The organism is Streptomyces sp. NPDC057616 (assembly GCF_042800575.1).
Taxonomy (GTDB): domain Bacteria; phylum Actinomycetota; class Actinomycetes; order Streptomycetales; family Streptomycetaceae; genus Streptomyces.
Genome location: NZ_JBHVGU010000005.1, coordinates 53,732 through 79,394 on the forward strand (window position 1 = coordinate 53,732; position 25,663 = coordinate 79,394).

At 67.5% G+C, this 25,663-nt stretch carries 27 protein-coding genes and 2 tRNA genes; 17 read left to right on the forward strand and 12 right to left on the reverse strand.

Annotated features, from left to right (window positions below; translation table 11 throughout):
- Positions 1-2: 2 nt before the first annotated feature.
- A complete protein-coding gene (locus ACFU97_RS07280; RefSeq protein ID WP_384252124.1) occupies positions 3-356 on the forward strand; it encodes a signal peptidase I in 354 nt (117 codons plus the stop codon).
- Between the two features lie 69 nt (positions 357-425).
- On the opposite strand, the gene ACFU97_RS07285 is transcribed toward ACFU97_RS07280, so the two are convergent.
- On the reverse strand, positions 426-653 hold the full coding sequence (locus ACFU97_RS07285; RefSeq protein ID WP_384252127.1) for a hypothetical protein: 228 nt from the start codon (positions 651-653) through the stop codon (positions 426-428).
- Between the two features lie 544 nt (positions 654-1,197).
- On the opposite strand from ACFU97_RS07285, the gene ACFU97_RS07290 reads away from it, so the two are divergent.
- A complete protein-coding gene (locus ACFU97_RS07290) occupies positions 1,198-1,437 on the forward strand; it encodes a hypothetical protein (RefSeq protein ID WP_384252130.1) in 240 nt (79 codons plus the stop codon).
- Between the two features lie 183 nt (positions 1,438-1,620).
- Here the strand turns inward: ACFU97_RS07290 and ACFU97_RS07295 are convergent, their stop codons facing one another.
- Positions 1,621-2,007 carry a hypothetical protein gene (locus ACFU97_RS07295; protein ID WP_384252133.1) on the reverse strand — a complete coding sequence of 129 codons (387 nt, stop codon included), beginning with the start codon at positions 2,005-2,007 and terminating at the stop codon, positions 1,621-1,623.
- Between the two features lie 56 nt (positions 2,008-2,063).
- Here ACFU97_RS07295 and ACFU97_RS07300 point away from each other — a divergent pair, with 56 nt between their 5' ends.
- Complete coding sequence (locus tag ACFU97_RS07300) at positions 2,064-2,399, forward strand: DUF6233 domain-containing protein (protein ID WP_384252136.1); 336 nt, start codon at positions 2,064-2,066, stop codon at positions 2,397-2,399.
- On the opposite strand, the gene ACFU97_RS07305 is transcribed toward ACFU97_RS07300, so the two are convergent.
- From ACFU97_RS07305 to ACFU97_RS07315, 3 genes are all read right to left on the reverse strand, one after another.
- Positions 2,396-3,289, reverse strand: a complete 894-nt coding sequence (locus ACFU97_RS07305) for a Ku protein (protein WP_384252139.1) — start codon at positions 3,287-3,289, stop codon at positions 2,396-2,398. The two genes, ACFU97_RS07300 and ACFU97_RS07305, sit on opposite strands and share 4 nt — an antisense overlap.
- A 134-nt stretch (positions 3,290-3,423) precedes the next feature.
- Positions 3,424-5,838 carry a hypothetical protein gene (locus ACFU97_RS07310; RefSeq protein ID WP_384252141.1) on the reverse strand — a complete coding sequence of 805 codons (2,415 nt, stop codon included), beginning with the start codon at positions 5,836-5,838 and terminating at the stop codon, positions 3,424-3,426.
- A gap of 351 nt (positions 5,839-6,189) precedes the next feature.
- The gene (locus ACFU97_RS07315; RefSeq protein ID WP_384252144.1) at positions 6,190-7,866 is read right to left on the reverse strand and encodes an HNH endonuclease; all 1,677 of its coding nucleotides are present in this window, start codon (positions 7,864-7,866) and stop codon (positions 6,190-6,192) included.
- A gap of 370 nt (positions 7,867-8,236) precedes the next feature.
- On the opposite strand from ACFU97_RS07315, the gene ACFU97_RS07320 reads away from it, so the two are divergent.
- The gene (locus ACFU97_RS07320; RefSeq protein ID WP_384252146.1) at positions 8,237-8,671 is read left to right on the forward strand and encodes a hypothetical protein; all 435 of its coding nucleotides are present in this window, start codon (positions 8,237-8,239) and stop codon (positions 8,669-8,671) included.
- Between the two features lie 60 nt (positions 8,672-8,731).
- Here ACFU97_RS07320 and ACFU97_RS07325 read toward each other — a convergent pair whose 3' ends face one another.
- Positions 8,732-9,517, reverse strand: coding sequence for a GIY-YIG nuclease family protein (locus ACFU97_RS07325; RefSeq protein ID WP_384252149.1), 786 nt, complete (start codon positions 9,515-9,517; stop codon positions 8,732-8,734).
- Between ACFU97_RS07325 and ACFU97_RS07330 the strand changes: the two genes are divergently transcribed.
- Entirely contained in the window at positions 9,495-9,605 is a 111-nt protein-coding gene (locus ACFU97_RS07330; RefSeq protein ID WP_384252152.1) for a DUF6233 domain-containing protein, read from the forward strand. The two genes, ACFU97_RS07325 and ACFU97_RS07330, sit on opposite strands and share 23 nt — an antisense overlap.
- Before the next feature lie 60 nt (positions 9,606-9,665).
- Here ACFU97_RS07330 and ACFU97_RS07335 read toward each other — a convergent pair whose 3' ends face one another.
- A complete protein-coding gene (locus tag ACFU97_RS07335; protein ID WP_384252154.1) occupies positions 9,666-10,610 on the reverse strand; it encodes a hypothetical protein in 945 nt (314 codons plus the stop codon).
- 80 nt (positions 10,611-10,690) lie between these two features.
- Positions 10,691-11,713 (reverse strand): hypothetical protein, encoded by a 1,023-nt coding sequence (locus tag ACFU97_RS07340; RefSeq protein ID WP_384252157.1) that lies wholly within the window; start codon positions 11,711-11,713, stop codon positions 10,691-10,693.
- A 505-nt stretch (positions 11,714-12,218) separates the two neighbouring features.
- Between ACFU97_RS07340 and ACFU97_RS07345 the strand changes: the two genes are divergently transcribed.
- Positions 12,219-12,554, forward strand: coding sequence for a hypothetical protein (locus ACFU97_RS07345; protein ID WP_384252160.1), 336 nt, complete (start codon positions 12,219-12,221; stop codon positions 12,552-12,554).
- Between the two features lie 69 nt (positions 12,555-12,623).
- Here ACFU97_RS07345 and ACFU97_RS07350 read toward each other — a convergent pair whose 3' ends face one another.
- Positions 12,624-14,975, reverse strand: a complete 2,352-nt coding sequence (locus ACFU97_RS07350) for an MFS transporter (protein WP_384252163.1) — start codon at positions 14,973-14,975, stop codon at positions 12,624-12,626.
- 218 nt (positions 14,976-15,193) lie between these two features.
- Between ACFU97_RS07350 and ACFU97_RS07355 the strand changes: the two genes are divergently transcribed.
- Both ACFU97_RS07355 and ACFU97_RS07360 read left to right on the forward strand, forming a co-directional pair.
- Entirely contained in the window at positions 15,194-15,667 is a 474-nt protein-coding gene (locus ACFU97_RS07355; protein WP_384252166.1) for an NUDIX hydrolase, read from the forward strand.
- 126 nt (positions 15,668-15,793) lie between these two features.
- The gene (locus ACFU97_RS07360) at positions 15,794-16,006 is read left to right on the forward strand and encodes a hypothetical protein (RefSeq protein ID WP_384252169.1); all 213 of its coding nucleotides are present in this window, start codon (positions 15,794-15,796) and stop codon (positions 16,004-16,006) included.
- A 49-nt stretch (positions 16,007-16,055) separates the two neighbouring features.
- On the opposite strand, the gene ACFU97_RS07365 is transcribed toward ACFU97_RS07360, so the two are convergent.
- Positions 16,056-16,712, reverse strand: coding sequence for an NAD(P)H-binding protein (locus ACFU97_RS07365; protein ID WP_384252172.1), 657 nt, complete (start codon positions 16,710-16,712; stop codon positions 16,056-16,058).
- A gap of 139 nt (positions 16,713-16,851) precedes the next feature.
- Positions 16,852-18,141, reverse strand: a complete 1,290-nt coding sequence (locus ACFU97_RS07370) for an amidohydrolase family protein (RefSeq protein WP_384252174.1) — start codon at positions 18,139-18,141, stop codon at positions 16,852-16,854.
- A gap of 267 nt (positions 18,142-18,408) precedes the next feature.
- Between ACFU97_RS07370 and ACFU97_RS07375 the strand changes: the two genes are divergently transcribed.
- From ACFU97_RS07375 to ACFU97_RS07415, 9 genes are all read left to right on the forward strand, one after another.
- Positions 18,409-18,481, forward strand: a tRNA-Thr gene (locus ACFU97_RS07375).
- A gap of 46 nt (positions 18,482-18,527) precedes the next feature.
- Positions 18,528-18,600 (forward strand) — tRNA-Met (locus ACFU97_RS07380).
- A 90-nt stretch (positions 18,601-18,690) separates the two neighbouring features.
- Positions 18,691-18,855 carry a 50S ribosomal protein L33 gene (gene rpmG, locus ACFU97_RS07385; protein WP_003948671.1) on the forward strand — a complete coding sequence of 55 codons (165 nt, stop codon included), beginning with the start codon at positions 18,691-18,693 and terminating at the stop codon, positions 18,853-18,855.
- A gap of 331 nt (positions 18,856-19,186) precedes the next feature.
- Positions 19,187-19,639: a MaoC family dehydratase N-terminal domain-containing protein gene (locus ACFU97_RS07390; protein ID WP_384252177.1), complete on the forward strand. Its 453-nt coding sequence runs from the start codon at positions 19,187-19,189 to the stop codon at positions 19,637-19,639.
- 7 nt (positions 19,640-19,646) lie between these two features.
- Positions 19,647-20,075: a MaoC family dehydratase gene (locus ACFU97_RS07395; protein ID WP_384252179.1), complete on the forward strand. Its 429-nt coding sequence runs from the start codon at positions 19,647-19,649 to the stop codon at positions 20,073-20,075.
- Positions 20,076-20,224: 149 nt separating this feature from the next.
- Complete coding sequence (locus ACFU97_RS07400) at positions 20,225-20,794, forward strand: TetR/AcrR family transcriptional regulator (RefSeq protein ID WP_384252181.1); 570 nt, start codon at positions 20,225-20,227, stop codon at positions 20,792-20,794.
- A 145-nt stretch (positions 20,795-20,939) separates the two neighbouring features.
- Positions 20,940-22,385 carry a DHA2 family efflux MFS transporter permease subunit gene (locus ACFU97_RS07405; RefSeq protein WP_384252183.1) on the forward strand — a complete coding sequence of 482 codons (1,446 nt, stop codon included), beginning with the start codon at positions 20,940-20,942 and terminating at the stop codon, positions 22,383-22,385.
- Between the two features lie 256 nt (positions 22,386-22,641).
- Positions 22,642-23,697, forward strand: coding sequence for a UDP-N-acetylmuramate dehydrogenase (locus tag ACFU97_RS07410; protein ID WP_384252186.1), 1,056 nt, complete (start codon positions 22,642-22,644; stop codon positions 23,695-23,697).
- Between the two features lie 185 nt (positions 23,698-23,882).
- Positions 23,883-24,554 (forward strand): hypothetical protein, encoded by a 672-nt coding sequence (locus ACFU97_RS07415; protein WP_384252187.1) that lies wholly within the window; start codon positions 23,883-23,885, stop codon positions 24,552-24,554.
- Here ACFU97_RS07415 and ACFU97_RS07420 read toward each other — a convergent pair.
- Positions 24,535-25,575: an adenosine deaminase gene (locus ACFU97_RS07420; RefSeq protein WP_384252190.1), complete on the reverse strand. Its 1,041-nt coding sequence runs from the start codon at positions 25,573-25,575 to the stop codon at positions 24,535-24,537. The two genes, ACFU97_RS07415 and ACFU97_RS07420, sit on opposite strands and share 20 nt — an antisense overlap.
- Positions 25,576-25,663 lie beyond the last annotated feature (88 nt).

Consider the following 25,663-nt stretch of genomic DNA (forward strand, 5'->3'; position numbering starts at 1 on the left):
TCATGGCTGACAACTGGTACACAGGCAACGCGAACGCCGATGCAGACCAACACCGCGGTTGGCTTCTGGGGCATTTCATCGACCCAACCAAGAGCGCGGTGCGCCAGACAGGGGCGCTGGAGGTGAAGTGGGGTATCCACCCGGCAGGCGAGCAGCGGCCGGAGTGGGTGGCCGACGATCACCGGACCGCCATGCTCCTCCTCGTGAGCGGCAAGTTCCGGCTAGACCTCAGCGTGGGTAGCGTCACGTTGGAGAAGCAAGGCGACTATGTGGTGTGGGGGCCCGGGATAGATCACTCGTGGCAGGCGGAAGAGGACTCCGTAGTCGTCACCGTTCGCTGGCCGTCTGTCGTCTGACGCGACTTCTCGACAGCACAAAGGCAGCCCGCCCCAGTTGAACTGGGCGGGCTGCCGCTTTCACGCCGTTTAGGCGTTGCCCCAGGCGTCAAAGAATCGTTTGCGGTCGGCAGCCGTCTCGCCGGTCCGGCGGCTGGCGAGCAGGACGTGCCAGGCGGTGGTCTCGGCGTCACGCAGCCACAGCGTCCCGAGGTATCGGCCACCGGTTGCGAACGTGTCTTGCCCCAGCGCTGCGCCGATCACTTCGGCTACGTCGTCGCGCTGCTTGTCGTCAAGGTCTCCCAGGAAGCTGAGCACGCGGCTGGCTATGCCCCCCCTCGTTCCCGTTGAGCAAGTAGTCAAAGAAGGGACCACCTGCATTGGCGGGAATTATGTTCCAGGCGGAAAGACCTCCCACATCCCTGAGTGAACCCCAGAACTCATCCCCTTCGGGGGTGCCCGGCAGGGGGAGCGCGGCGAAGAGGTCGACCAGATGCCCGTTGGCCGCTTGGTTGTATGCGACGTCGCAGGCTGCCGCGGAGGCAATCTTCGCGACGTGCCCAGTGTCCAGCCTTTCACCTTCTGGCCAGTCCAGTGGAGTGTTGAGCTGGTGGGTGAGGTGCTGGGCCAGCTCGTCATCTTCGCGTAGGTACCGTCGGACGATCACAAGTCCCCCTAGTTCAGCGCCACGTGGCGCGTAAGGCAGCTTCTCTCCATCCGCCAGCCTGCCCAACTGGGCAGTGATCCAATGAGCTGTCTGGACAACGTCCGGAAACGACCCGTGCCGTTGACTCACTCAGGTCAGGTCCTCACCGGTCTGAGACTCCGGCGGCTCCGGGGCGGCGGCTTAAGATTCCAGATCGTGGCAGACATCCCCGACGAATTGATCAAGCTGGAACGTTCCGCCGTGGAAGCACACGCAAGACTCGCCGGCCTCGAAGGCGAGCCGTACGAGGCGCAGTGGAGGGCGTGGCGCACCGTGGCCGAGGAGTTCCATGCGGGGGTCACGGAGTACGCGGCCCGTGAGGGCGTGAGCTTGTCGCGGTACGAGGTGGAGCAGGCGGTCAAGAAGGCCGTACGGCACGCGAAGCCCCAGGGCTGACGGGCTACGTCTCGTCCGGCCAGATGGCCAAGGTGCGGGCTTCGGCCTCGTCGACCAGGGTGAGGCGGGCGCCGGGGATGGTGCCGTACTCGCCGATCCAGCGGACGAACTTGGCGCGGGCGACCCTCTCGTCCGACCACCGGCCGGCCGGTGGTCGTCAGGGTGAGGTGGAAGCGGCGCGGGTCAGGACCTCGGCTCATCGCGCCAGCCGTCCTTGTCCGTCCACACCGTCATGGGCACTGGCCGGCCCAGCTCGGCCGCAACCTCGGCTGCCGCCTCCCGCAGTTCGGCGAGGATGCCTTCCACGGTGTCCGGCATGCGCGACACCGGCATGGTCGCCAGCCCGTGGTCCCAGCACAGGTCGACCCAGCGAGGGCCTTGCTCCGGGGTGGTGTGCACGCGGGACGTGGCGCACATCTGCCCGCACACCGAACACGGCTTGTGGTGGATGGCCCGAACGCGCGCGGACAGCTCGCGGCCCGTAGGTTCGGCGGGTGCCGGCTGCAGGGCGGACAGGTCGACGGGGTGCCGGCGTAGCAACTCCACCAGGCTGATGCGCTCGCGGGCCACGGTGCCTCCTCTACCCCTGGGGTGCGCTGATCACCATAGCGCCTAGAATCGAACACGTGAACGAGCTGCCGCCTGATCTACCCAGACTCCGCACCCTGGAGACCTGGCTCCAGCTGCAGCTGAAGAACATCCGGCAGGCCATCACCTCAGCAGAACGACAGGAAGCCGAGCAGCAGCGCGGCCGACAAGCCCGACCGCCCGCACCCGACTGGCTCCTCGAACGCGGCCTCAACCCCAACAACCCGCCGCTCTACGTGCACGTCGGCGACTGCACCATGGCCGGTAAACGCGTCCGCCCCGTCGACCGTGGCACCGCACGCCGAGCACTGATCGAAGGCATCCCCGCGTGCGGGCACTGCCGGCCGGACAACGCGCTCGGCATCCTCGACTAGGCGCTGCGCGGCTTGCGGGTCGACTTCTTTGCCGCGGCCTTCTTGGCCGGCGCCTTCTTCGCCGCCTTCTTCTTCGGCTTCGGCATCTCGTGGACGTCGGCGTTCTCGCCCCGGGAGGCCTTGGCCTTCGACACGGACTCCTGCAAGGCGGCCATCAGGTCGAGCACCTTGCCGCCTGTCTCTTCCTTGGGTGCCTCGGGCAGCGGCTTGTCCTCCCGCTTGGCTTCGATGATCTGCGCCAGGGCGTCGGTGTAGGCGTCGTGGAACTCCGGCCCCTCCAGGTCCTCGCGGGTCATGGTCGCGATGAGTGCGAGAGCTCCCTCGATCTCGTCCTCGGTCACCTCCACCGGCGCCGGCAGCAGCTCGGTGGGATCGCGGATCTCATCCGGCCAGTACATGAGGTGCAGCACGAGCGCCTCGTCACGCACCCGGAGCAGGCCCAGCCGCTCGCGGCCGTGCCAGGCCCATTTGACGATGGCCACCCGCGCCGAGCGGCCCAGGGCCTGGCGCAGCAGCTTGTAGGGCTTGGCCGCGACCTGCCCGTTGGGGGTGAGGTAGAAGCCGGCGCCGATGCGGATCGGGTCGATGGACTCCAGCGGCACGAACGACTCGATCTCCACCGCCTTCGCGGTGGGCAGCGGCAGGTTCGCCAGGTCGGCGTCACTGATCGGGATGACCTGGTCCTTCGCGTACTCGTAGCCCTTGCCGATCTCACTCTCAGAGACCTGCCGGTCCTCCAGTTCGCAGAACTTGCGGTAGCGGATCCGGCCCTGATCGGCCAGGTGGTACTGGTGGAAGCTAATGCTGTGATTCTCGGTGGCACTGGCCACGTGGATCGGCACCGTGACCAGCCCGAATGAGATGGCGCCAGACCAGATGGTTCGGGGCATGGCAGACCTCCGCGAGAAGCCCCGAGCACGATCAGCCTAAGAGCGACAAGGGCGACGTGCATGCGGCCTGGCGCCCCAGACGGCACGCTGACGCCAACACCCCCGTCGTGACCTACACGATCGCCGGGAGGAGATCAGGAAATAGTCGAAGTTCCTCCGTCGGAGCCTGCCTGGTCCCTATTGGAGCCACCTACTGCATCCAGGGCGTGCCCCACCTTTTGAGACTGCGGCTTTCGGCGCGGATAATCCGACCACATCGCCGTAAACGGCGAAGCAACTTCCGATCGGAATCGTAGGAAATTGTTCGGTGCGGAAAAGCAAGCCGCCGTCATCACGTGCACACCCCCGCCCACACTGGGGAGCTTCAGCCAGAGGAATGGAGAGGGTTCGTGCACCTCAAGAGTTACTTGGCGCGTATTTCTGAGCGTGGTTACGGATCTCCCATACCCGTCGGATCGATGAGAGGATGCAGCGAAAATCGTGCGAACGAAGCCACAGTCCTCAATTAGTTGAATTGCATCCCGAATGGCCGACAGTGTGGCCCTGACGTTTCCGAAGTCCAAGTCTTTTGGGCCCCCATGGAGCCAGTTGTTGCGAGCATCATATGCTTGTTCCGACACTAGTATTCGGCTGATCTCGTGGAGATTCCTGAGAATCATCTCCCTTGAGTCATCTGTCAGGTCAAGAAATGGGATGGAGTGTACGAAGGGGAACCGCTGCAAGGATTGCTGGCCAACCCATTCTGGAAAATCCTCAGGGCTACGTTTGTGCGCGTCGCGCTCTGCTGCCAGTCGCTGCAATTCAGACCCGAGACATTGGAACCCTCTAAAAAGAGGGTAGAGATTATTTCTCTCTCCGTAAGCGAGTTCTGCGTCGCCCGATTGGGAAACCGCAGATTGTAGCCAATTATAAGACTTGATCCTTTGGTGTTCCGGTTCAAACACGAAAGGCCGCCGATCGGTTACGTGATCGTGAGAAAGGGCCCAAACCGTGAATGCGACAGCGTCATCCAACGCACTTTCGAGGGCGACGAAATAATTAGCTGCCACTCCTCGAAACTCCTCAACCGAAGGAGACAAGGGGCGGCCTGGCCCGAGCCGCGCCATTCTCTCCATCTCTTCATGCAAACGCCAGAAGTCGGAGTGTGGGTCCCCCTCGCTCGGTGAGGCGAATCCTAGTTTCCAGAGGATGAGAGGGATAAAATCCTTGTCGTCCGTTGCGCCTTCCCGCAGGCGCAATATTTCGCATGCCGCCACGGCGTTACTCTTTCGCGCCAGGACAAGACTCTTGACCACTGACGAGGGAGACTGCTCGAGTAGATAGTTCTCGAGGCGCGCCTCCAGTGTGTCGCCCGTGGCATCTCTCAGCTGCCACTCCAATTCTTCTCGGTCAGCAACATCCGAGAGACGGTACATGTCCTCAACGAGGCTTCTCAATCTGAGTGTTGCGAGGTTCATACGTGCGGATCGTGTCCGAATTCCATGCGAACCGAGCTCTGCACTCAGCCTGAAAGCTCCGAAGGCTGAATCACCGTTGATGGGAGGGCGTCGGATCTCCGAGCGAGGTACCGAGATTACTTCTTGATGCACAAGAGTGTCGATTCCCTGAATGATATCTCGATCACTCATAGTTAGGCATAGCTGCATCAATTCAGCGCGGCCCATGCCGTTGACGATTTGAGAGGCGCTTCCGCGAAGTTGGAGAGTGCTGCATAGGTCGCGCAATGCGCCTTTCGTGTTGTTTAGCAGCCACTCTGTGAGCGCGCCTATTTCAACGTCTGTTAGGCAGTCACCCAGGATTGGAATTATCGTCTCGCTGGCATTGTCGCGCGCGGGGTGTACCAGTCCCGTGAAAACATCTGAGAGGAAGGACGCCCAAGCGCTGGGGATCTCGCTCTCCTTTTGGAGAATTCGCGCCGCTTCAATTCGATGCTTATTGATCGGCGCTTCACTAGCAGTTGAGAAGTGCACTGAATGGATTACGTGACAGCTGGGGTCGCTGCAGTGTAGCAAGTTTGCGTACCGCTGTGGCTGATAAAATCGCATCTCTTTACTGTTCAGCAGGCCGAAGGGGCCAGTGACGTATTCATGCATTTGGAATACGCCTTGAGGGGTTCCTTTCAGGAATTCAAGCGTGTCGGAAAGGTCAAGTTCACGCTTCTCGGGATCGATTTGGTCATAAGCCCGGTCGTAAAGCTCCCGCCCGAAAATGAACGGGTAGATGATGGCTCGGTCCTTAATCTGCTTACTTATGGCGTCCTGGACGAGCCTGGCATCTGTCGCCCTATGGTCGATGATTAGATCGATCCAGGAGAACTCCAAAAAGCAAATGGTACGCGCCTCGGGGACGGGAATTTTTCTGCGCGCAAAGGCCTGTACTTTCTCATGTCCGTATTCGGTTAGTTTGATCTGGTTATTGAGGTATGTTGGTGGTTTGTAGTCACGTGCGATGAGGCACATCTCGAGAATTTCGCTGAGGATCATGAGGCGGAAGATGTTCCGCTGTTCCTCTTCGTCGGGGTATGCGGCCCGAAGCTGGTCCTTGGTCAACGGTTGCAAGACGACCTCCCCATGTCGCGCAGCGTCGCACTGGAAACACGGTAAGTCCGAGGATCCGTCGACATGGTCAACTTTGCACAGTTGATCAAGAATCATTCCGAGGTCTCGTGGCGACAACAGCCCTACGGACGTGGGCTGCTAGGGAGAGGTGAGATCACCGTGTTCGATCCCAGAGCATCGGACTCTGTGGGCCATGTGTGAGCCAGCGCCTCAAGGGATCTGGCATGTTGACGAATGAGGGCAGGTCAGAGTGAGGGTGAACCGTGACATCGCGACGCTCTTGAAAGCCGTTCCTGTGACGTGCTGGTGCCTACTCCATGAGTAGGGACCAGCACGAGTAGGTCACTTGAGCTTGGCCTCGTGGAGGCGGCGCGCAGTCGATGCGAGCAGTCGTCGGAGCTTCTCTCGGTTCTCGCCGTAGGTCTTGAGGGCGTGGCAGTTGGGGCACAAGCCGATCATGTTCCAAGGGACATCGGGTCCGCCCTTGGCTAGGTCCTTGACGTGGTCGACCTGCAGGATCGGTAGGCCAGCTGTTGTCAGCTCAGTGGGGTGGCCCGCGCATTCAGGGCTTTCGCACCTGCCGTGGCAGCGCTTGATGACCGCGGCTCGCGCGCTGGGGTCGCGGACGTACTTGTCGGCCAGGGTCGGTTTCTTCATCTGGCTGCGCCGCTCGGCGTTCGCCTCGGCCTTCTGCGCTAGACGCCGATACGCATCCGCGTCGCTCTCCTCGCCGCTGGGGGCTTCGAGGTCCAGGTCGCTGGGACGGTAGTCGCCGGTGTCGTCGTGGAGTTCGCCTGTATCGGCGTCCAGCGCTTCGAGCACTTCGGCGGGCCAGGTTGCTCGGTCCGGGGAGGGGACAGGCGCCAGCACCCAGAGGAACTCGCGGCGGGGCACCTTGTCTTCTCCCACACCCCAGCGCAGTCGGCGTTGCACGATCACGGCCCAGGTTTCGAAGCTGAATTGTCCCTGGAATGGCTTGTGCCAGTAGCGCAGCGGGCGGCCGGCTGTCTGATGTTCGGCCATGAGTTCGTTGCCGTCGGTGAGCTTCTGGTCGCCAGAGAGCCCGTCGCCCACGTAGGCGATCCAGTTGGTGTCGGGGATGCGCCCATCGGCGTAAGGGCCTTTGTCGTCGGAGAAGGCGCTCAGGATGCCGTCGGCGAGGCAGCCAATCCCTGCCATCTTCTGGCCGCCGTAGGCCCGCCAAATGGCGTCTCGATCCTTGAAGGTTTCCCCAAGCAGGGGACGCAGAGCATCCGGCCACCTGCCGGCGAGCAACTCGTGGAGGCCGAAGTCTTCGAGCAAGTCTTCGGGGAGGGAATGGAAGTAGCGAAGGATCAGCCCGGCAGCCGCGGATGCCGCGGCATCGGGCTGCGAACGGAGCAGGTTGTAGTCATCTTCGCGCAGACCGCCAAGGGGATTGATCTCGTTCAGGGACTCCAGGGTGGGGCGCCGCCTGCGACTGGTCAGGTTGAGGTCCTGCCCCTGCTCGACGGTCCACAGCTCATCGCGAACGAGCGCCCAGAACGGGTAACGGGCCCCGTCCACACAGTCTTCCACCTGGCCGTACTTCACCAGCAGCGGGGCAAGAGCATCACGCGTGGTCGCCCACGTCCGCATGCGAGGTGCTCCGGCCAGAGCCTGGCCGATGGCCCAGAGCAGCAGAACAGGACGGTGCAGGGCGGGCCCCGTTGCACGTCGAGCCGGACGGACGTCTCCCACACGCCGGTGAAAGGTCTTGGGGGGCTCCACCACGGTGAAACCCTCCCTCCTCAGCCAGGCGACAGCGTGCTTCAGACCACCACTGAGTCCAGGGGAAGAGGGCTTGAGCGCCACGCCGAAGTCGTACTTGTGGGCAACGCCAGCTATGGCCTTCGAGTCGTACAGGTTTCCCTCGTGTTCGAGGAGATAGGTAGCCGCGGCACGGAAGCCGTAGGTGTCCCGGAACGCCTGGGGGCCGATCCGGTCGTGCTCCGCAATCGCCTGCAAGATGCCTGCACGAGTGATCTCAGAAGGGGCCATGCGCGACACCGTAGATTACAGCACTGACACTGGAGCCGCTCCTGTCTTCCGCCGCGACCCGAGGGACCTTGGATCGATCGTTGTGCTGTGATCACGGGATGCTCCCTGTTGTCATCCATGGAGGTGACAGCCCAAGTTGTGCTCGTCGCCATGGGAAAAAGCTTGCACGCTCGGCCCTCTGACGGGAGATCATTGTTCGGTGGATGGTGGGATAGCGACCCTGTGGGCCGCAGTGATCGGCCTAGTTACTGGGGGCGGAAGTGCGCTTGTGAGTGGAGTGCTGGCGTATAAGGCGGGCCGTAGACAAGTCAAGGATCAAGGGCTATCAGCCCACAGCCAGTGGCTCTGCCAGCAACGGCAGGAAGCCTACGTGGCCCACCTCAGCGCCTGTGACGCCTTTGTAAATGCCGTGGATGAGTGCGTTCTTGCCCTCGGCACGGCGGAAGCCACGAATGATTTCTCGTTGTATGACGGCGCTTTGGAGTGCGTCGACCTGGCTGTTTACCGCACCGTGGAGATACGTGATAGCGATGTGGATCACCAACTAGGAAAAATTCTGATGCTCGGTCCAGCAGAGGTCTCGGACTCGGCAATCTCCTTGCGGTCAAACGTGCGCGCTGTGCAACAGGACGTCGCTCATCTTACGAACGCTTTGATCCCGAGCGGACCTGAACCACCTGACCTTGGACCGTTGGATGACTGGTGGTCGAAAGTTGAGCGCGCAAAAGATCGGCTTCTGGAGAACCGGGCAGCTTTTGTTGCTCATGCCCAAACAACCCTGACGAACCCCCGAGTCTCGGGTTAGCGGCGCGTCGTCGTGTGCGACGGTCTCAGTTGTGCAGGCGAGTGAGAAGGAGGACCGCCGTTAACTAGTTCGAGCTGTCACCTCTGTAGCGGCTGAAGGGAGCGAGACACCAGCGCGATTTCCAGCGAAGACCACGAAGCGTGATCTGTGGTTACTGAAACGCTTCAGGCGCAGGTGAGGCCCTGAAGTCAACGGAGCCGGAATCCGCGCAACTTGTTGACGGTTGTCGAGTACGGCCATCCATTCCACAGTGCCGCCCGATGTGGCGTCCGGAGGGTGCAGTGTCAGGTGAATTTCACCGGGGATAACGGCTGCCGTCAGGGGCGGAGGTGCCGCTGGCACCTGGGTAGGGGCCACGCGGGTTAGAGGGGGCGATTGACGCTGAGCGAGCAGTGCGGCTCGGATGCGGCTGGCCTTCTGTCGGGCGTGGTGCTGCGCCGCGTCCTGTTCGATCAACGCGTAGTTCTCGGAGTACAACTCCTCGTGCAGGGCGTCAAACATCGACAATCGCTCTGGCCCGAGTTCAAACCATTCGCCGCGGAGGCGCTGTCGGGCGAAGATGCGGTGCAGTGCTTCTTCGAGGCCCGGGCCAGCCTCAGCCCACCACAGGATCTCCAAAGGCAACGGGCAGCCTACTTGGATCTCTGACAGGCGACGTTCTAGGCGGCCTGTGGCGTAACCGATCTTGACCTTCAGCGCGTCGGCCGTCCCGATCGCGTAGACGTACATCGACTCGTACGGGGGCCCCAAGTACGTGCCTGTCGCCGGGTCTATCTCGTAACTATCCACTCTCACCCCTCCGGTGGCACCGTAGCGCGCAGCGGTGACACCCAGCCGCGGCATCATCCGGGATCAGCCCCGGCGGGCGCTCGCCGACGGAGTCAAGGTGTGCCCGCAGTGCCAGCCTGATACGGCCCTGAGGGTGCTGGACTAGGCGCCGCGCGGCCGGCGTGCCGTCTTTTTCGCGGCCGCCGTCTTCGTCATCCGGCAATGGCTACTGTGCCTGAGCGGCGGCCTCCGCGGTCATATTCGCCAGCATATCGTTCAGCTGCGCTTCAATGACTGATAGCGGGCGGTTTGGCATTTTCACGTCCATGACGTCGATCCCGGTCGCGTCCATCTGCTCGATGGTCGGCAGCGGCAGTGCGCATAGGCTGCATCCGTATCCGGCGTAAGCGGCACGGCGTTCAGCGCGGTTGGCGTCGCCCAAACGGTTCAAGACCAGCAGCACGATTGCGTTAGGGTTGTCGCACGCGGGGCAGGCGACCCGACCGAAGACGATGGGGCCCTCCTGGGAGGTCGGGAACCCGGGGAGATTTCCAAGCGCCGCGTCATCCTTGAGGAGCTGAACGGCCTTAGCAGGAAGCCGCGCAGTCCGCTCTGCATAGCGGTGGCGAGCCTGCTCAATGAGCCGCTTGACGTCGCGCTCGATTCGTTCGAGCTGATCGTTGAGAGAGATGTCGATCAGGGGCTTCCAGGCGCCCCAGTAGTCAACGGGATCAAGGCCGAGGTGTGCCATCAGTGTATTGGTCGTTCGACCGAAGGTGGCCAGGACATCCGAGCTGTCCGCTTCAGTGGGCCCGAGGTGGACGACACCATTGCGCAGCTCGATCAGATCGTCCAATGCCGGGTCTTTCGGCAGCCACCCGGCTGATCGTATGCGTGCGAGAGCTGCGGAGGCGCTGACGGTGCGGATCCGCTCCCCGTACGGCCGGAGTCCCGCGAAGTGCAGGAGTACACGGTCGTCCTTGACGGCTCCGGTCTCCATGAGCAACACGGGGTTAGTCTTGGCCAGGGACGCCTTCATCAGGCGCTCGATGCTGACGCCCGTGTGCAGGACGAACACTTCGTCGTCCCGGTCGCGGTGGGCTTGCAGCGCGAGCCCGGCGAACTTCTTTGCCCCGGCAAGCAGACTCTCAAAGGAGAGTGAATCGTCCATGGATGGACGGTATCCGCCCCTGTACTTCAGGTGCGAACGAATTCAGAGACTCGGTGGGTGGACCGGAGTCATGCCTGGTCCTACTCAGGAACCGGCCGCTTCACCCTGCTGAGGGGATCAGCAAAGACGTTGAACTCGCTGACCGACTTCAGGGCGCGAGGAGGCCAGGAGAATGTCTCCCGGACGGGCCATAGCGGCTCGACGTATGGGGAGAAGTCCCCAAGGCCGACTTCGTACCGGAGGCCCTTGGGGCCCGCGCTCATGAGTTGGAGCACCGCATAGCCGATCCGGATGGTCACCACGGTGGCCCAGAGTTCGTACTCCCGTCCGTCTTCCGTGCGGTCTCGGCGCCTGCTCGGTATGGAGCGGTGTTCCACGGGGCTCGGACCGTTGAGGTACTGGGGCGGCATCATGTAACCGCAGAACACCTTCATCTCGGCGGCGGGTGACCGGTCTTGATACAGGTCCCTAAAGAGGTCGGCTGGCAGGTTGGGCAATTCCTGAGGCTGCATTATCTGGCACATCAGGGCCGTTTTGAGGGTCCAGGTGGCCAGCACCTCTTGAGCGTTGGGGGGCAGCTCTGTGATCTCACCCTTGATCATGGGCAGCAGGTACGGCTGGACTCGCCCTTCGAGAGCACTCATCCAGCCGCTGTTGCAGGGCTCGCACACGGCCTTGACCTGCGCTGTGAACATGCGGCCGGAGTGACGTCGCGATCTGTCCTGATCTGTGTAGGAGATCATGATCGCCCGTTCGGTGGGCGGGATCTCGGGAAACGCCTGCGCCAACCATCGGGGATAGACGTGTTCATTGGTAACGGGCGTACAGCCGCAAAACACACAGGAACGGGCCATGCGGCGACGATAGCCCCACCTGTTAGTCCAGGGGCCCCAATTTCGGACCCGGCCACGCGCCACCACACTCAGGAAGTCTGTGAGGCAGGGGGCTTGTTCAGGCAGCTCGTCCCGAGGCTCCTCGGCCGGGGGGAGCTTGACCTTGAACGCGACGTTCTCGGCCTCCAGGAAGGCAATCTGACGATTCGCGAGGTGCAGCTCCAGGACGGTGTGTAGATGACGGGCGACCTCAGGTGTGGGCTTCGACATGTGAGATCGCGGCGTACCTTCCCCCATGCGTCCCCCAGCACCGGCTAGTTCAAGAGGAAACGCAGGTCGAAAGTGGTGAACGGAGCCCGCTGTAAATCTGCCGGCTCAGCCTTCCCAGGTTCGAATCCTGGCGCCGCCACGCTGAGGAAGACCCCCTCTGAACTGCGTTTATGCAGTGCGGAGGGGGTTTTTCGTGCTGTGGGCGATCTTCCGACCGGAATCGAAGGCGGACGATCTTCGCGACGTCGCGTCTCGCGCTTCCGGCCCCGCCACCGGCACCGCCACCCGGGTGGTTCTGTGCGGAGCGAGTACGCCCGTGCGCGACCCGGCGATGCCCTTGCCGCACAAGGGATTTGGGGCGGCGCCCAGGCCGTTGATGCCCGTGTTCGTTGATCGGACGATCCGGCGTGCCGACGAGACGATATGGGGCATTTGCGCATTAACCTCTCGTCATCTTGTGGCGTGGCAGATGACGTTCGCGTCCGCTTCAACACCCGGAGAAGACATGCACAAGCCTCGCAAGACCGTCGTCGCGGCGGTCCTCCTCGGCGCCGTCGGATTCCTCGGCGCCGGCACCGCCCACGCCAACGGGTACGGGGACGATCACAGCCCCAAGCACGGACGCGGGCACGCACACACGCGCGAGCACCAGGCCCGTGAGGTCCACGTGACCCAGTTCAGCCAGAGCACCACCTGCACGACGACCGGCGACAACGTCGACGTACAGGGCCAGTCCGGGTTCGGGAACGGCAACGTCAACGGCGACGGCTCGCCCGGCACGCAGAGCACCAACGTCGGCCCCACCCTGGGGTGCAACAACACCATCACCCTCGCGAAGTAGCTCACCGGACGCCACGAAGAGTCTGTGACCAGCAGCAATGCCGGTCACAGACTCTTCTGGTGCAGCGAACTACTCGCCGCTGTGCGCGAGTTCGATGTCGTGGTCGTCCGTGTCGCTGCCCGAGATCGTGACCGTGGCCGCCCGCGGCGGGTAGCCCGTCGCGATGACCGTGTAGGCACCGCTGTCCAGGTCGGAGAAGGCGTAGGCGCCGTCGTGCCCGGTCCTCGTCGTGGCGACGACGTTGCCCGCGGCGTCGATCAGGGTCACCCGGGCGTCGCTCAGCCGCGCACCCGCTCCGCGCACCGTGCCCCGCACGTGGACGCCCGGCCGGAGCTCGACCTCGATGCGCGTGGTGCCGCCGCCGATCTCGACGGGCAGGGCCAGCGGCCTGTGCTTGGGGGAGTTGACGGCGAGCGTGGCCGTCCCCGGGACCAGGTTGGTCACCATGAACTCGCCCAGTACGTCGGTCCGCCCGCTGGAGAGCACGTCCCCGCGCACATCGGTCACGATCACCACGGCATCGGCGACCGGCGTCCCGCTGTCCGCGGACTGCACCAGTCCGGCGAGGCCGCTGGTGCCGCTGAGCAGGACGTCGTACGAGACCGGGCCACCGTCGACGACGATCGTCGAGGCCTGCGGCTGGTAGCCCTCGGACGAGGCGATCAGGACGTACGAACCCGCGGTGGGCGCCTGGACGCCGTACGAACCGTCGTTCCGCGCGACCGACCGGCTCAGCTGCTTCCCGCCCAGCGAGATGAGCGTGACCGCGGCCGCGGCGACGGGCACGCGGTCCGCGCCCAGGACACGGCCGTCCACCGGGATGCCGCCCCCGGCCACCGGCGTTTCCTCGCCCACCGCCGTCTCAGGCGTTCCGGTCTCGCCGGCGCCGCTCGCCGCGCCCTGCTTCACCCCCTGCTCCAGGCCCTTCTCCGGCGCGCCCGCCGCACCATCGGCCCCGGCCGCACCATCGGCCCCGGCCTCGGCCCGCTCCGCCGCCACCGGCACCCCGTGCCGCGGAATGAACGACGCCACCAGGAAGGCCAGCAGCGCCGCGCCGCCGCCCACCGCCAGGACCGTCTTGAAGCCGTTCTCCGAGGGGAGCGCGACCCCGCCGAAGTCGATGGTCAGCTGGGAGAGGATGACGCCGGCGACGGCACTCGCGGTCGACGTTCCGATGGACCGCATCAGGGTGTTGAGACTGTTGGCCGCGCCCGACTGCGACGGCGGCACCGCCCCCATGATGAGGGCGGGCATGGCGCCGTAGGTGAAGCCGATGCCGGAGCCGATGACGCAGGACACCAGGACGAACTGCCAGACCTCGGACATCAGCAGGATGTTGAGGCCGTAGCCGGCGGCCACGATGAGGGAGCCGAGCATCAGGCTGGCCTTCGGCCCCTTGGCCTTGGAGAGCGCCGCGGAGATGGGCGCGACGGCCATCATCACCAGGCCCGACGGGGCCATGACCAGGCCCGCGGTGAGCAGCGACTTGCCGAGGCCGTAGCCGGTCGCCTCGGGCAACTGCAGGAGCTGCGGAAGCACCAGGGACATCGCGAACATGCCGAAGCCGAGCGCGATCGAGGCGAGGTTGGTGACCAGGACCTGGCGGCGGGCGGTGGTGCGCAGGTCGACCAGCGGCTGGTCCGTGCGCAGCTCGTACCAGCCCCACAGCAGCAGGATGACGACGCAGGCGCCGAACAGGCCGAGCGTGGTGCCGCTGTTCCAGCCCCAGTCGCCGCCCTTGGAGATCGGCAGCAGCAGGCAGAGCAGGCCGGCCGCCATCCCGAGGCCGCCGACGACGTCGAACCGTCCGCCCGTGCGCACCTTCGACTCGGGCACCACGAACAGGACGAGCAGAAGCGCCACGAAGCCCATCCCCGCCGAGCTCCAGAACAGCACGTGCCAGTCGAAGTTGTCGGCGATCAGCGCGGCCGCGGGCAGGCCGAGCGCGCCGCCGACGCCGAGCGAGGCGCTCATCAGGGCGGTGGCGGAGCCGAGCCGTTCGGCGGGCAGCTCGTCGCGCATGATGCTGATGCCGAGGGGGATCACGCCACTGGCCATGCCCTGCAGCGCCCGTCCGACGATCATCGGGGCCAGCTCGTCGCTGAGCGCGGCCGTGACCGAGCCGGCGATCAGCAGTACCAGGCTGGCCAGCAGCATCCGGCGCTTGCCGTACATGTCTCCCAGCCGCCCCATCATCGGGACGGCCACCGCTGCGGCCAGCAGCGTCGCGGTGACGGCCCACGCGGTGTCGGACGCCGGGGCGTTCAGCAGCTTCGGCAGCTCCGGGACGATCGGGATCACCAGGGTCTGCATCAGCGAGACCACGATCCCGCCGAAGGCCAGGACGGCGACGACGGTATTGGCCCGCGGCGCCGCGGTCACCACCCCGTCGTCGTCGGGTCGGGGGAGTGCATGGGACATGGGCCGGGCCTCCGTGGGCGTCGGGCGTCGGACAGGAGCCGCACTGGCTGCGGTCATGGGCGCACTGGCAACGGACGTGCGCGACAGGCCCAAGCTAAGTCAGTTGATTGACTTAAGCAAGAGCGGTCGGGCGGCCCGCCTCCGGGGTGCCGTCAGGGTGCTCCCGGGTCGCCGCCGGTTGCGTCGTATCCCGGATGAAATGGGGTACGTGGCCCGGTATGGGACGGATCGACTACCTGTACGACCCCGCCGCCCCGCCGGCGAACTCGGTGGTGCCCTCCGTGGTGGCGTTCGTGCAGAACGGTGCGGGATACGTGCTCATGGTCCAGCGCTCCGACAACGGCCGCTGGGCACTGCCGGGAGGCGGGCACGAGGTGGGGGAGTCCATCAGCGACACGGTGGTGCGCGAGGTCAGGGAGGAGACCGGGATCGACGTCGAGGTCGTCGGCCTCTCCGGTCTCTACACCGATCCCGGCCACGTCATGCGCTACGACGACGGGGAGGTCCGCCAGCAGTTCAGCATCTGCTTCCGGGCGCGCCCCACCGGCGGGACACTCCGCACGAGCAGCGAGACCCCCGCCGCCCGCTGGGTCGCCCCGGAGGACCTGCCCGGCCTGGACATCCACCCGACCATGCGCCTGCGCATCGACCACGCGATGGACTGGACGCGGACGTTCCCCTACATCGGCTGACGACGAGCCCCACGACCGAGCCCCACGAGCGAGCCCCACGAGCGAGCCCCACGAGCTCCGACACGATGCTCGGTCGCGCCACGCGCCCCTCGCGCAACACACCCTCGCCCACGGCACACTGACCCCATGTCCACTCGTCGCAGACGCTGTCCCGAATGCCGTCGCGAGATCGCCGTCGTGGCCGGCCGGTTCGCACGGCACGACCCACCCGGCGCGCGCGAGAACGGCGTACTGCTCTCCTGTCCCGGCTCCCGCCGCCAGGCCCAACCCGACGCCGCACAACCGTCGTTGGACGGCTACGTGGTCCCCGAGATCCCGGGCCAGCTACCCCTGTTCTGAAGAACCGGGCCACGCGGCCGGTTCCCCGCGGCAGAACCGCGCGACGCGACTAGTTCCCCGCGACCGACTTCACCGCCACGGACACCGGCGCCGAACCGCTGACCAGTTCCAGCGTCAGACCAGCCGTCGCCGCGTTGTCCACCAACTCCGCCAGTACGGCGGCCACATCGTCGCGCGGGATCGGGCCGCGGCCCGTGTGCGCCTCCAGCCGTACGAGACCCGTGCCGGCGTCGTTCGTCAGCATTCCTGGGCGCAGGATCGTCACGTCCAGTGCGTCGAGCCGTCGTACGTACGCGTCGGCCTCGCCCTTCGCGCGCAGGTACACGTCGAAGATGTCGTCCCCCTGGTGCGTGGGGTCCGCGCCCATCGACGAGACGATCACATGGCGCCGCACGCCGGCCCGCACCGCCGCGTCCGCGAACAGGATCGCCGCGCCCTTGTCCACCGTGTCCTTGCGGGACGCCCCGCTGCCCGGGCCCGCGCCCGCCGCGAAGACGGCCGCGTCGGCGCCGCGCAGATGCGCCGCCACCTCCTCGACCGAGGCCGACTCCAGATCGAGCAGAATCGGTTCGGCACCGGCTTCCCGCAGGTCGTCGCCCTGCTGGGCGTGCCGGATGATGCCCGCCACCTCGTCTCCGCGCGCGGCGAGCAGCCGCTCCAGCCGCAGCGCGATCTGACCATGACCACCAGCGATGACAATGCGCATGTCTCCGACCGTACGCCCGGACGACCGCATCCGCCGCACGACTTGAGCCACGGCTCAGGGTGCGCACGCGCAGCGCACATCAGGCGCGCACGCTCCCGCGCATGCACTCAACGTGTGCGCCCGCGCACGCTCCCGCGCGTCACGACAACTTTCCCCGCCCCTGCCGAGGCAGCCCCAACTCCGTCGCCGCCGACTCCGAGTTGCAGTACTCCCGCACCGCACTCGTCCGCGCCACCACCCGCCCCCGGTGCACCACGATCCGGCTGTAGGCCAGCGACAGCGCCCCGGCCAGCCGGTCGCCGCGCAGAGCCAGCAGTTCGGCCGGGAAGCCGGCCTCGACGCGCACCTCGGGCAGCCCCATGACGGCCCGCGCCGACGAGCTCACCGCGTCGTAGGCGTCCTCGGGCCCCAACCCGTACCGCGAGGCCAGCAGGTACGCCGCCTCCAGCGGGTCCCCGCGCCCCACCGGGTTCGACAGGTCGCGCAGGGCGCCGCTGCCGGCGGCCAGCCGTACGCCGGCCGTCCGCAGCAGCCGTACCGGAGCCGTTTCGCGCAGGTCGGAGCCGTCGCAGCCGCCCTGCGGAAGGCACGCCACCGTCACCCCGGCCGCCGCGAGCTGGTCGGCCGTGCGCCGGACCAGGCCGGCGGGCAGGCCGGCGAGACCGCCGCACGGCCCGAGCGTCACCCCGGGGCGCAGCCCGGCGGCCATCGCGACGAGCCGGGCGAGCCGGGCCGGATCGGCGGCGTCTGTGTGCAGGTCGACGGGGCAGCCGTGCTCGGAGGCGACCTCGAGGACCGTCTCCACGTACCCCGTCGGATCCGGGTCCAGGTCCGGGCAGCCGCCCACCACGGAGGCGCCCATCTTCAGCGCGTCCCGCAGCATCGCCAGCCCGTCCGCCCCGGCCACGCCGGTCAGCACCCTCGGCATCGCCACCGTCGTCAGCTCCGTCAGCCCGCGCAGCGAACGCCGCGCCTGCAGTACGGCGGTGAGCGCCCCGAGTCCCTGCACGTCGCCCACGCGCACGTGCGCGCGCAGTGCGGTCGCCCCGTGCCCCAACTGAAGCAGCGCCGCCTCCGTCGCCCGGCGCTGCACCTCCTTGGAGTCGTACGACACCGGGCCGTCGCCCTCGGCCGACAGCGCGGTGTCCAGATGGGCGTGCGGCTCGGCCGGGGCCGGCAGCAGCAGATAGCCGGTGAGGTCCACGCGTGTGCCGCTGCCCTGCGGCCCGCCCGCGACCAGGCTGCCGGCCGTCCCGACCGCCTCGATACGCCCGCCGCTCAGCCGTACGTCCACGGTCCGGCCGTCGGTCAGCCGCGCCCCGCACAGCAGCAGCGCGGACGGATCGCCTCCCGGGCCGGGGGAACCCGGACTGCCCGAGGCGCCCGAGGAGGAGGACCACGAGTGGGGCGGCGGCTGGCTCTCGGGCATCGCGCTCCAGGTGCTCGGGGACTGTGCGGCACAACGCAAGATCACGCAGAGTGAGACGAGCCTAGGACGGCGGCCCGCCCGTGTCGGGGAGGAGCGCAATAGTCGTACCGGTGTGGTCCGCCGCACGGCACAGGCGGCAGCGGCCCGCGGGGGAGCGGGGAATCGGACCTGTGCGGGGGCCGTGACGGGCTCGGGAACAGGCCGGGACGGGGGCCGCGAAACGGATTTGGGCGAACGGCGGCGGAGCGTGTAATGTCTTCATCGCTCGCCCCAATAGCTCAGTCGGTAGAGCGTCTCCATGGTAAGGAGAAGGTCTGCGGTTCGATTCCGCATTGGGGCTCTGGTGTGTGAGGTTCCCGTCGCAAGGCGGGAACGGATCGCATCACAGCGGTGTAGCTCAGTCGGTAGAGCAAGCGGCTCATAATCGCTGTGTCACCGGTTCAAGTCCGGTCACCGCTACTGACAGTAGCCGATTGCGGGGTCGGTCCTTCGATCGGCTACTCTTCTATGCGTTAATCCCTTTCCATCCGTTCGTCAAGGAGCACTCACGTGGCTGCCACCGACGTCCGCCCGAAGATCACGCTGGCCTGCGTGGAGTGCAAGGAGCGGAACTACATCACCAAGAAGAACCGGCGTAACAACCCGGACCGTCTTGAGATGAAGAAGCACTGCCCGCGTTGCAACGCGCACACCGCGCACCGCGAGACGCGATAAATCAGGCTCGTTCGCGAGGCCGCCCCCCGCAGTCGGGGGGCGGCCTCGCGTCGTTTCGGCCCTGGTTGCCGCCCGGTTCCGGTCCGCCACGGATCGACCGTGAGTAACCATGGGGCGACCGACGGCCACTGGCGGCCGGATGGTAGCAATGACTGACCGGGCGGGAGCAGTTGCCGACCGGCCGGAGGCTGTTGCCGGTCGGGCGGACGCAGTTGCTGATCGGTCGACGGCACGTGCTGCTCGCCCGGCAGCTCTTGCGACCGGCCTACGGCCCGACCGGACCCCGGCACCAGCCGGACATCGACAGGCAGACACCAGGAGGTGCCGAGCCATGGCGCTCGACCAGTCCTTCGTGGGGCGGAGCTACCCGCCCACCGAGCCCTACGAGGTGGGCCGGGAGAAGATCCGCGAGTTCGCGGAAGCGGTGGGGGACCCCAACCCGGCCTACACGGACCCGGAGGCCGCCAAGGCCCTCGGCCACCCCGACGTGATCGCCCCGCCGACCTTCGTCTTCGCCATCACGTTCAAGGCCGCCGGACAGGTCGTCGAGGACCCGCAACTCGGCCTGGACTACAGCCGCGTCGTGCACGGCGACCAGAAGTTCAGCTACGTCCGTCCGGTGCGCGCCGGGGACCGGCTGACCGTCACCTCCACCATCGAGGCCGTCAAGTCCATGGCCGGCAACGAGATCGTGGACATCCGCGGCGAGGTCCACGACGAGGCGGGCGAGCACGTCGTCACCGCCTGGACGAAGCTGGTCGCCCGTGCGGCAGAGGAGGCGTGAGGAACCGATGACGGCGAAGATCGCTTACGACGGCGTCGAGGTCGGCACCGAACTGCCCGCCCAGACCTTCACCGTGACCCGCGCCACGCTCGTCCGGTACGCGGGCGCCTCCGGGGACTTCAACCCGATCCACTGGAACGAGAAGTTCGCCAAGGAGGTCGGGCTGCCGGACGTCATCGCGCACGGCATGTTCACCATGGCCGAGGCGGTCCGCGTGGTCACCGACTGGGCCGGCGACCCGGGCGCGGTCGTCGAGTACGGCGTCCGCTTCACCAGGCCCGTCGTCGTCCCGAACGACGACCAGGGCGCCACGATCGAGGTCGGCGGCAAGGTCGCCGCCAAGCTCGACGACAACACGGTCCGCGTGGACCTCGTCGCGACCAGCGGCGGCCAGAAGGTGCTGGGGATGTCGCGGGCGGTCGTGCGGCTGGCCTGAGCGGCAGAGTGCGAGCTGGGTAAGGGGCGTCCTCCACTGTGGGGCGCCCCTTACTGGTGTGAAGCCCCCTACCTGCGACAACGGCCGAAGGTAGGGGGATGTTCCGGGAGCCCTTGACGTAGTTAGTGATTGAGTAATAACTTACCTGCATGGCCAGGATGAGTGCAGAAGAGAGGCGTGAGAGCGTCATCCGCGCGGCGACCACCGAGTTCGCCCGCGGCGGCTACCACGGCACCTCGACCGAGGCGATCGCCAAGCGTGTCGGGGTCTCGCAGCCGTATCTCTTCCGGCTCTTCCCGGGCAAGAAGGCGCTCTTCCTTGCGGTGGCCCAGCGGTGCATGCAGGACACCATCCGCACGTTCGAGGAGGCCGCCGAGGGGCTGGAGGGCGAAGAGGCCCTGATGTCCATGGCGAACGCGTACACCAAGGTCATCGCGGAGCGGCCCGAGCGGCTGCTGATGCAGATGCAGATGTACGTCACCGTGGCCGCCGCCGAGCAGGCCGGCGACCACGAACTCGGCGAGGAGGTGCGGGCGGGCTGGATGCGGCTGTGGGACACGGTTCATCTGCCGCTCGGCGCGGACGTCGAGGGGACGACGACGTTCATGGCGTACGGAATGCTCATCAACTGCCTGGTGGCGATGGGCTTTCCGCCCGAGCACCGGGTCTGGGAGGGGCTGTTCCCGGAGGCGCGGCTCAACGGCCGGCTGGGGAAGTAGCCCACGCGGAAGGCGTCGCAGGCGCCTTTCCATGTCCGTGAAAATTAGTCATCACTAACTAACCAAGCCGGCCGACCACACCGGCCGACCGAACTCACCGACCGAACTGACCGCAGCAGCGGCCGACTCACCCGCTGGGGGAGCGATGTCACAGCAGACCGCACGTCGCGGGGGAACCGTCTGGGCCCTCGTCATCACCAGCGTCGCCGGTTTCATGGCGGCGCTCGACAACCTCGTCGTCACCACCGCCCTGCCCTCCATCCGCAAGGACCTCGGCGGGGCGCTGGGCGACCTGGAGTGGACGGTGAGCGCGTACACCCTCACCTTCGCCGTCCTGCTGATGTTCGGCGCCGCGCTCGGCGACCGCTTCGGCCGCCGCCGGATGTTCCTCGTCGGCCTCACCGTCTTCACCGGCGCCTCCGCCGCCGCGGCCATGGCCACCGCGATCGACTCGCTGATCGCCGCCCGCGCCGTCCAGGGCGTCGGCGCGGCCATCATGATGCCCCTGACGCTCACCCTGCTGACCGCCGCCGTGCCCGCCGCCAAGCGCGGGATGGCGTACGGGATATGGGGCGCCGTCAACGGCCTCGCCGTGGCCTCCGGACCGCTGATCGGCGGCAGCCTCACCGAGCACGTCTCCTGGCACTGGATCTTCTGGCTGAACGTCCCGCTGGGCGTCGCCCTGCTGCCGCTCGCCCGGCTGCGCCTCGCCGAGTCCCACGGCACCGGCGCCCCGCTCGACGCCCCCGGCACCCTGCTCGCCAGCGGCGGCCTCTTCGGCATCGTCTACGGCCTGGTCCGCGGGCCCGCCGACGGCTGGACCAGCCCGCTGGTGATGACCGGCCTGTTCGCCGGATCGACGCTGCTGCTCGGCTTCGTCCTCTACAGCCTGCGCGCCAAGAACCCGATGCTCCCGATGCGGCTGTTCCGCTCCCGCGCCTTCTCCGGGATCAACGCCGCGAGCCTGCTGATGTTCCTCGGGATGTTCGGCTCGATCTTCCTGCTCAGCCAGTTCATGCAGGGCGTCCTCGGCTACTCGCCCACCGAGGCGGGCCTCAGGATGCTGCCCTGGACCGGCATGCCGATGATCGTCGCACCGATCGCCGGCATCCTCTCCGACCGCATCGGCGGCCGGCCCGTCGTCGCCACCGGACTCTTCCTGCAGGCCGCGGGCCTCGGCTGGATCGCCACCGTGGCGAGCACCGGCGTCTCCTACGCCGCCCAGCTGCCCGGCCTGATCCTGAGCGGCATCGGCATGGCGCTGTACTTCGCCCCGGCGGCCAACCTGGTCATGTCCAGCGTCCTGCCCAAGGAACAGGGCATCGCCTCCGGCGCCAACAACGCCCTGCGCGAGGTCGGCGGCGCACTCGGCATCGCGATCATGTCGTCGATCTTCTCGGCACAGGGCGGCTACGAGTCCGGCCAGGCCTTCGTCGACGGGCTGAAGCCCGCACTGGTGACCGGCTCCGCGGTCGTCGCGATCGCCGGCGTCGCGGCCCTGCTGATCCCGACCCGGCGCGCCGCACACCTCGCGACGACCGCGGGAGGGACGGCGGAGCCGGAGCCGGTGCTCCAGACGACGTCCCACTGACCCTCGCCCCCTCGACCCCCTGGACCCCTCGACCTGACCGACCCACCCGGCCGACTCGCCCCGCCCTGACCGACCGTCCGACCGTCCGACCCGGCGGAGGAACCGTGCCCACCCTGCCCCTCCAAGCCTGAGCTGAGCACGCGCGCGTACGGCCCCGTCCACCCCGGCGGGGCCGTACGCGCGCGTGGCCGACCCGCCGGGGTGGGCGCCGCCGGGGCTGCCGGAGCTGTCGGAGGCGTCTCGTAGTCTTGAGCGCGTGCAGGAACTCCACGACGCCCCTCTCGCCCCGCTGACCACCTTCCGGCTGGGCGGCCCCGCCACCCGGCTGCTCACCGCGACGACCGACGCCGAGGTGATCGCCGCCGTCCGCGAGGCCGACGACACCGGCACTCCGCTGCTGGTGATCGGCGGCGGCTCGAACCTGGTCATCGGCGACAAGGGCTTCGCGGGCACCGCGCTCGTCGTCGCCACCAAGGGTTTCGAGCGGAGCGGCACGCGCGTGGAGCTGGCCGCCGGTGAGGTGTGGACCGACGCCGTCGCACGCACCGTGGAGGCGGGCCTCGCCGGCATCGAGTGCCTGGCCGGCATCCCCGGCTCGGCGGGCGCGACCCCGATCCAGAACGTGGGGGCGTACGGCCAGGAGGTCTCCGCCACCATCACCGAGGTCGTCGCCTACGACCGTCGCACCCGCGAGACGGTGACGATCCCGAACGCCGAGTGCGCCTTCTCCTACCGCCACAGCCGCTTCAAGTCCGACCCCGAGCGGTACGTCGTGCTGCGCGTCCGCTTCGAGCTGGAGGACGCGGACGGCCTCTCCGGTCCGATCAGGTACGCCGAGACGGCCCGCGCCCTCGGTGTCGAACCCGGCGACCGCGTGCCGCTGGCCGCGGCCCGCGAGACCGTCCTCAAGCTGCGTTCCGGCAAGGGCATGGTCCTGGACCCCGAGGACCACGACACCTGGTCGGCCGGTTCCTTCTTCACCAACCCGATCCTCACGGACGCACAGTTCGCCGCGTTCCACGCGCGCGTGCGCGAGCGCCTCGGCGACGGCGTGCAGCCGCCCGCGTACCCGGCCGGGGAGGGCCGCACCAAGACCTCAGCCGCCTGGCTGATCGACAAGGCGGGCTTCACCAAGGGCTACGGCACCGGCCCCGCCCGCATCTCCACCAAGCACACCCTCGCCCTGACCAACCGGGGCGCGGCCACCACCGAGGACCTGCTCACCCTCGCCCGCGAGGTCGTCACCGGCGTCCAGGACACCTTCGGCATCACACTGGTCAACGAGCCGGTGACGGTCGGGGTCAGCCTGTAGGGAGCCGAGCCGCGCGGGGCCGCGCCGCGCCGGTCGACGACTTCGCCCGCTGTCCCGCCCGGACGCCGGCCGCCGGAATCTCCGTTGCCGAGGACCGCGCCCGACCGGAACGCTGGGGGCATGACACACCCCGTCGCGCCGCCCGGCCGTACCGCTCCATGCTCCCCAAGCGCCCCGTTGGCCCCGTGCGTCTGAGGCTGCAGGAGTTCCGCCCCCGGCTCGGGCCGCACGAGCACCGGGTGGTGCAGCCGCGGCGGACCCTGCGGCACACCTCGCTGAGCGCACCCGATCCGATCGGTCTGCTGCTGGGCGACCACGACGGGCTCAGCCGGCTCGCCGGCCTGTTCGCCTTCGCCGCCTGCTCGCGCCACACGATCGTCCATGTGCCGCTGCGCGACGGGATCCCGGCCGACGAGGGCTGGGGCGAGCCCGTCGACCTGGTCCTGGCCCACCCCACGTCCGGCCTGCGCCACAGCAGGTGGCCCGAGCTGCGCCGGAAGCTGCGCCAGGGCGTGCCCCTGACCGCCCGCACCGACGAGGCGCGCACCGCCCGGGACGCCGCGTCATGGCGCAGTCGGTACGAACGGGCGGACTTCCGGGAGGAGTTGCGGCACACCACACACGCCCGCACGCTCTTCCTGTTCGGCAGCCGGGGAGTCTTCGCCGAGGCGGCCACGAACCTGGCCCACGCGGCGGGCTGGGGACCGCGCCACAAACGCGTCCACACCGGGCAGTCGGCGCTGATGTCCGCCCTCCCGGACCTGATCCAGCCGCCCGGCGGCGGGCACCCCGTCGAGGTGCTGATCTGCTTCAAGCCGTACCCGCCCTACGCCCACTTCAGGCGACCGGGGCACTGAGCCAGTCGTCGACGCCCGAGAGCAGCTTCCTCTGCACGTCCTCCGGCGCCGCCGAGGCCCGTACCGACTGGCGGGCCACCTCCGCCAGCTCCTCGTCCGAGAAGCCGTGGTGGCGTCGCGCGATGTCGTACTGGGCGGCCAGCCGGGAGCCGAACAGCAGGGGGTCGTCGGCGCCGAGCGCCATCGGGACCCCGGCCTCCAGGAACGTCCGCAGCGGCACGTCCTCCGGCTTCTCGTACACGCCCAGGGCCACGTTCGAGGCGGGGCACACCTCGCACGTCACGCCCTTGCGCGCCAGACGCTCCAGCAGCCGCGGGTCCTCCGCGGCCCGCACACCGTGCCCGATGCGGTGGGCGCTCAGGTCGTCCAGGCAGTCGCGGACCGAGGCGGGACCGGCCAGCTCGCCGCCGTGCGGGGCCGACAGCAGCCCGGCCTCCCGGGCGATCGCGAACGCCCGGTCGAAATCCCGTGCCATGCCCCGGCGTTCGTCGTTCGACAGGCCGAAGCCGACCACCCCGCGCTCCGCGTACCGCACGGCCAGCCGGGCCAGCGTGCGGGCGTCCAGCGGATGCTTCATACGGTTCGCGGCGACCAGCACCCGCATGCCCAGGCCCGTGTCGCGCATGGTCGTCTCCACCGCGTCCAGGATGATCTCCAGCGCCGGGATCAGACCGCCCAGACGGGGCGCGTACGACGTCGGGTCCACCTGGATCTCCAGCCAGCCCGAGCCGTCCCGCACATCCTCCTCCGCGGCCTCCCGCACCAGGCGCTGGATGTCCTCCGGCTGCCGCAGGCACGAGCGCGCGGCGTCGTACAGCCGCTGGAAGCGGAACCAGCCCCGCTCGTCCGTCGCCCGCAGCTTCGGCGGCTCCCCGCTGGTCAGCGCCTCGGTCAGGGTCTCGGGCAGCCGTACGCCGTACTTGTCGGCCAGCTCCAGGACGGTGGTGGGCCGCATCGACCCGGTGAAATGCAGATGCAGATGGGCCTTCGGCAGCTCAGAGACATCACGTACACGCTCCATTCCAGGATCCTGCCGTACGCCCCTGCCGTCCCGGTAGCGGATTCCCCGTACGTGGTCTTGCTCGCACAAAGAAACAGGGGCCGACGCA

Excerpts from the sequence above, each read along its gene's own strand:
- ACFU97_RS07280 (WP_384252124.1), top strand. The coding sequence starts at position 3 with ATGGCTGACAACTGGTACACAGGCAACGCGAACGCCGATGCAGACCAA.
- ACFU97_RS07305 (WP_384252139.1), bottom strand. The coding sequence starts at position 3,289 with ATGCCCCGAACCATCTGGTCTGGCGCCATCTCATTCGGGCTGGTCACG.
- ACFU97_RS07315 (WP_384252144.1), bottom strand. The coding sequence starts at position 7,866 with ATGGCCCCTTCTGAGATCACTCGTGCAGGCATCTTGCAGGCGATTGCG.
- ACFU97_RS07325 (WP_384252149.1), bottom strand. The coding sequence starts at position 9,517 with ATGATGCCGCGGCTGGGTGTCACCGCTGCGCGCTACGGTGCCACCGGA.
- ACFU97_RS07335 (WP_384252154.1), bottom strand. The coding sequence starts at position 10,610 with ATGGACGATTCACTCTCCTTTGAGAGTCTGCTTGCCGGGGCAAAGAAG.
- ACFU97_RS07340 (WP_384252157.1), bottom strand. The coding sequence starts at position 11,713 with ATGTCGAAGCCCACACCTGAGGTCGCCCGTCATCTACACACCGTCCTG.
- ACFU97_RS07345 (WP_384252160.1), top strand. The coding sequence starts at position 12,219 with ATGCACAAGCCTCGCAAGACCGTCGTCGCGGCGGTCCTCCTCGGCGCC.
- ACFU97_RS07350 (WP_384252163.1), bottom strand. The coding sequence starts at position 14,975 with ATGTCCCATGCACTCCCCCGACCCGACGACGACGGGGTGGTGACCGCG.
- ACFU97_RS07355 (WP_384252166.1), top strand. The coding sequence starts at position 15,194 with ATGGGACGGATCGACTACCTGTACGACCCCGCCGCCCCGCCGGCGAAC.
- ACFU97_RS07360 (WP_384252169.1), top strand. The coding sequence starts at position 15,794 with ATGTCCACTCGTCGCAGACGCTGTCCCGAATGCCGTCGCGAGATCGCC.
- ACFU97_RS07365 (WP_384252172.1), bottom strand. The coding sequence starts at position 16,712 with ATGCGCATTGTCATCGCTGGTGGTCATGGTCAGATCGCGCTGCGGCTG.
- ACFU97_RS07370 (WP_384252174.1), bottom strand. The coding sequence starts at position 18,141 with ATGCCCGAGAGCCAGCCGCCGCCCCACTCGTGGTCCTCCTCCTCGGGC.
- ACFU97_RS07390 (WP_384252177.1), top strand. The coding sequence starts at position 19,187 with ATGGCGCTCGACCAGTCCTTCGTGGGGCGGAGCTACCCGCCCACCGAG.
- ACFU97_RS07395 (WP_384252179.1), top strand. The coding sequence starts at position 19,647 with ATGACGGCGAAGATCGCTTACGACGGCGTCGAGGTCGGCACCGAACTG.
- ACFU97_RS07400 (WP_384252181.1), top strand. The coding sequence starts at position 20,225 with ATGGCCAGGATGAGTGCAGAAGAGAGGCGTGAGAGCGTCATCCGCGCG.
- ACFU97_RS07405 (WP_384252183.1), top strand. The coding sequence starts at position 20,940 with ATGTCACAGCAGACCGCACGTCGCGGGGGAACCGTCTGGGCCCTCGTC.
- ACFU97_RS07420 (WP_384252190.1), bottom strand. The coding sequence starts at position 25,575 with ATGGAGCGTGTACGTGATGTCTCTGAGCTGCCGAAGGCCCATCTGCAT.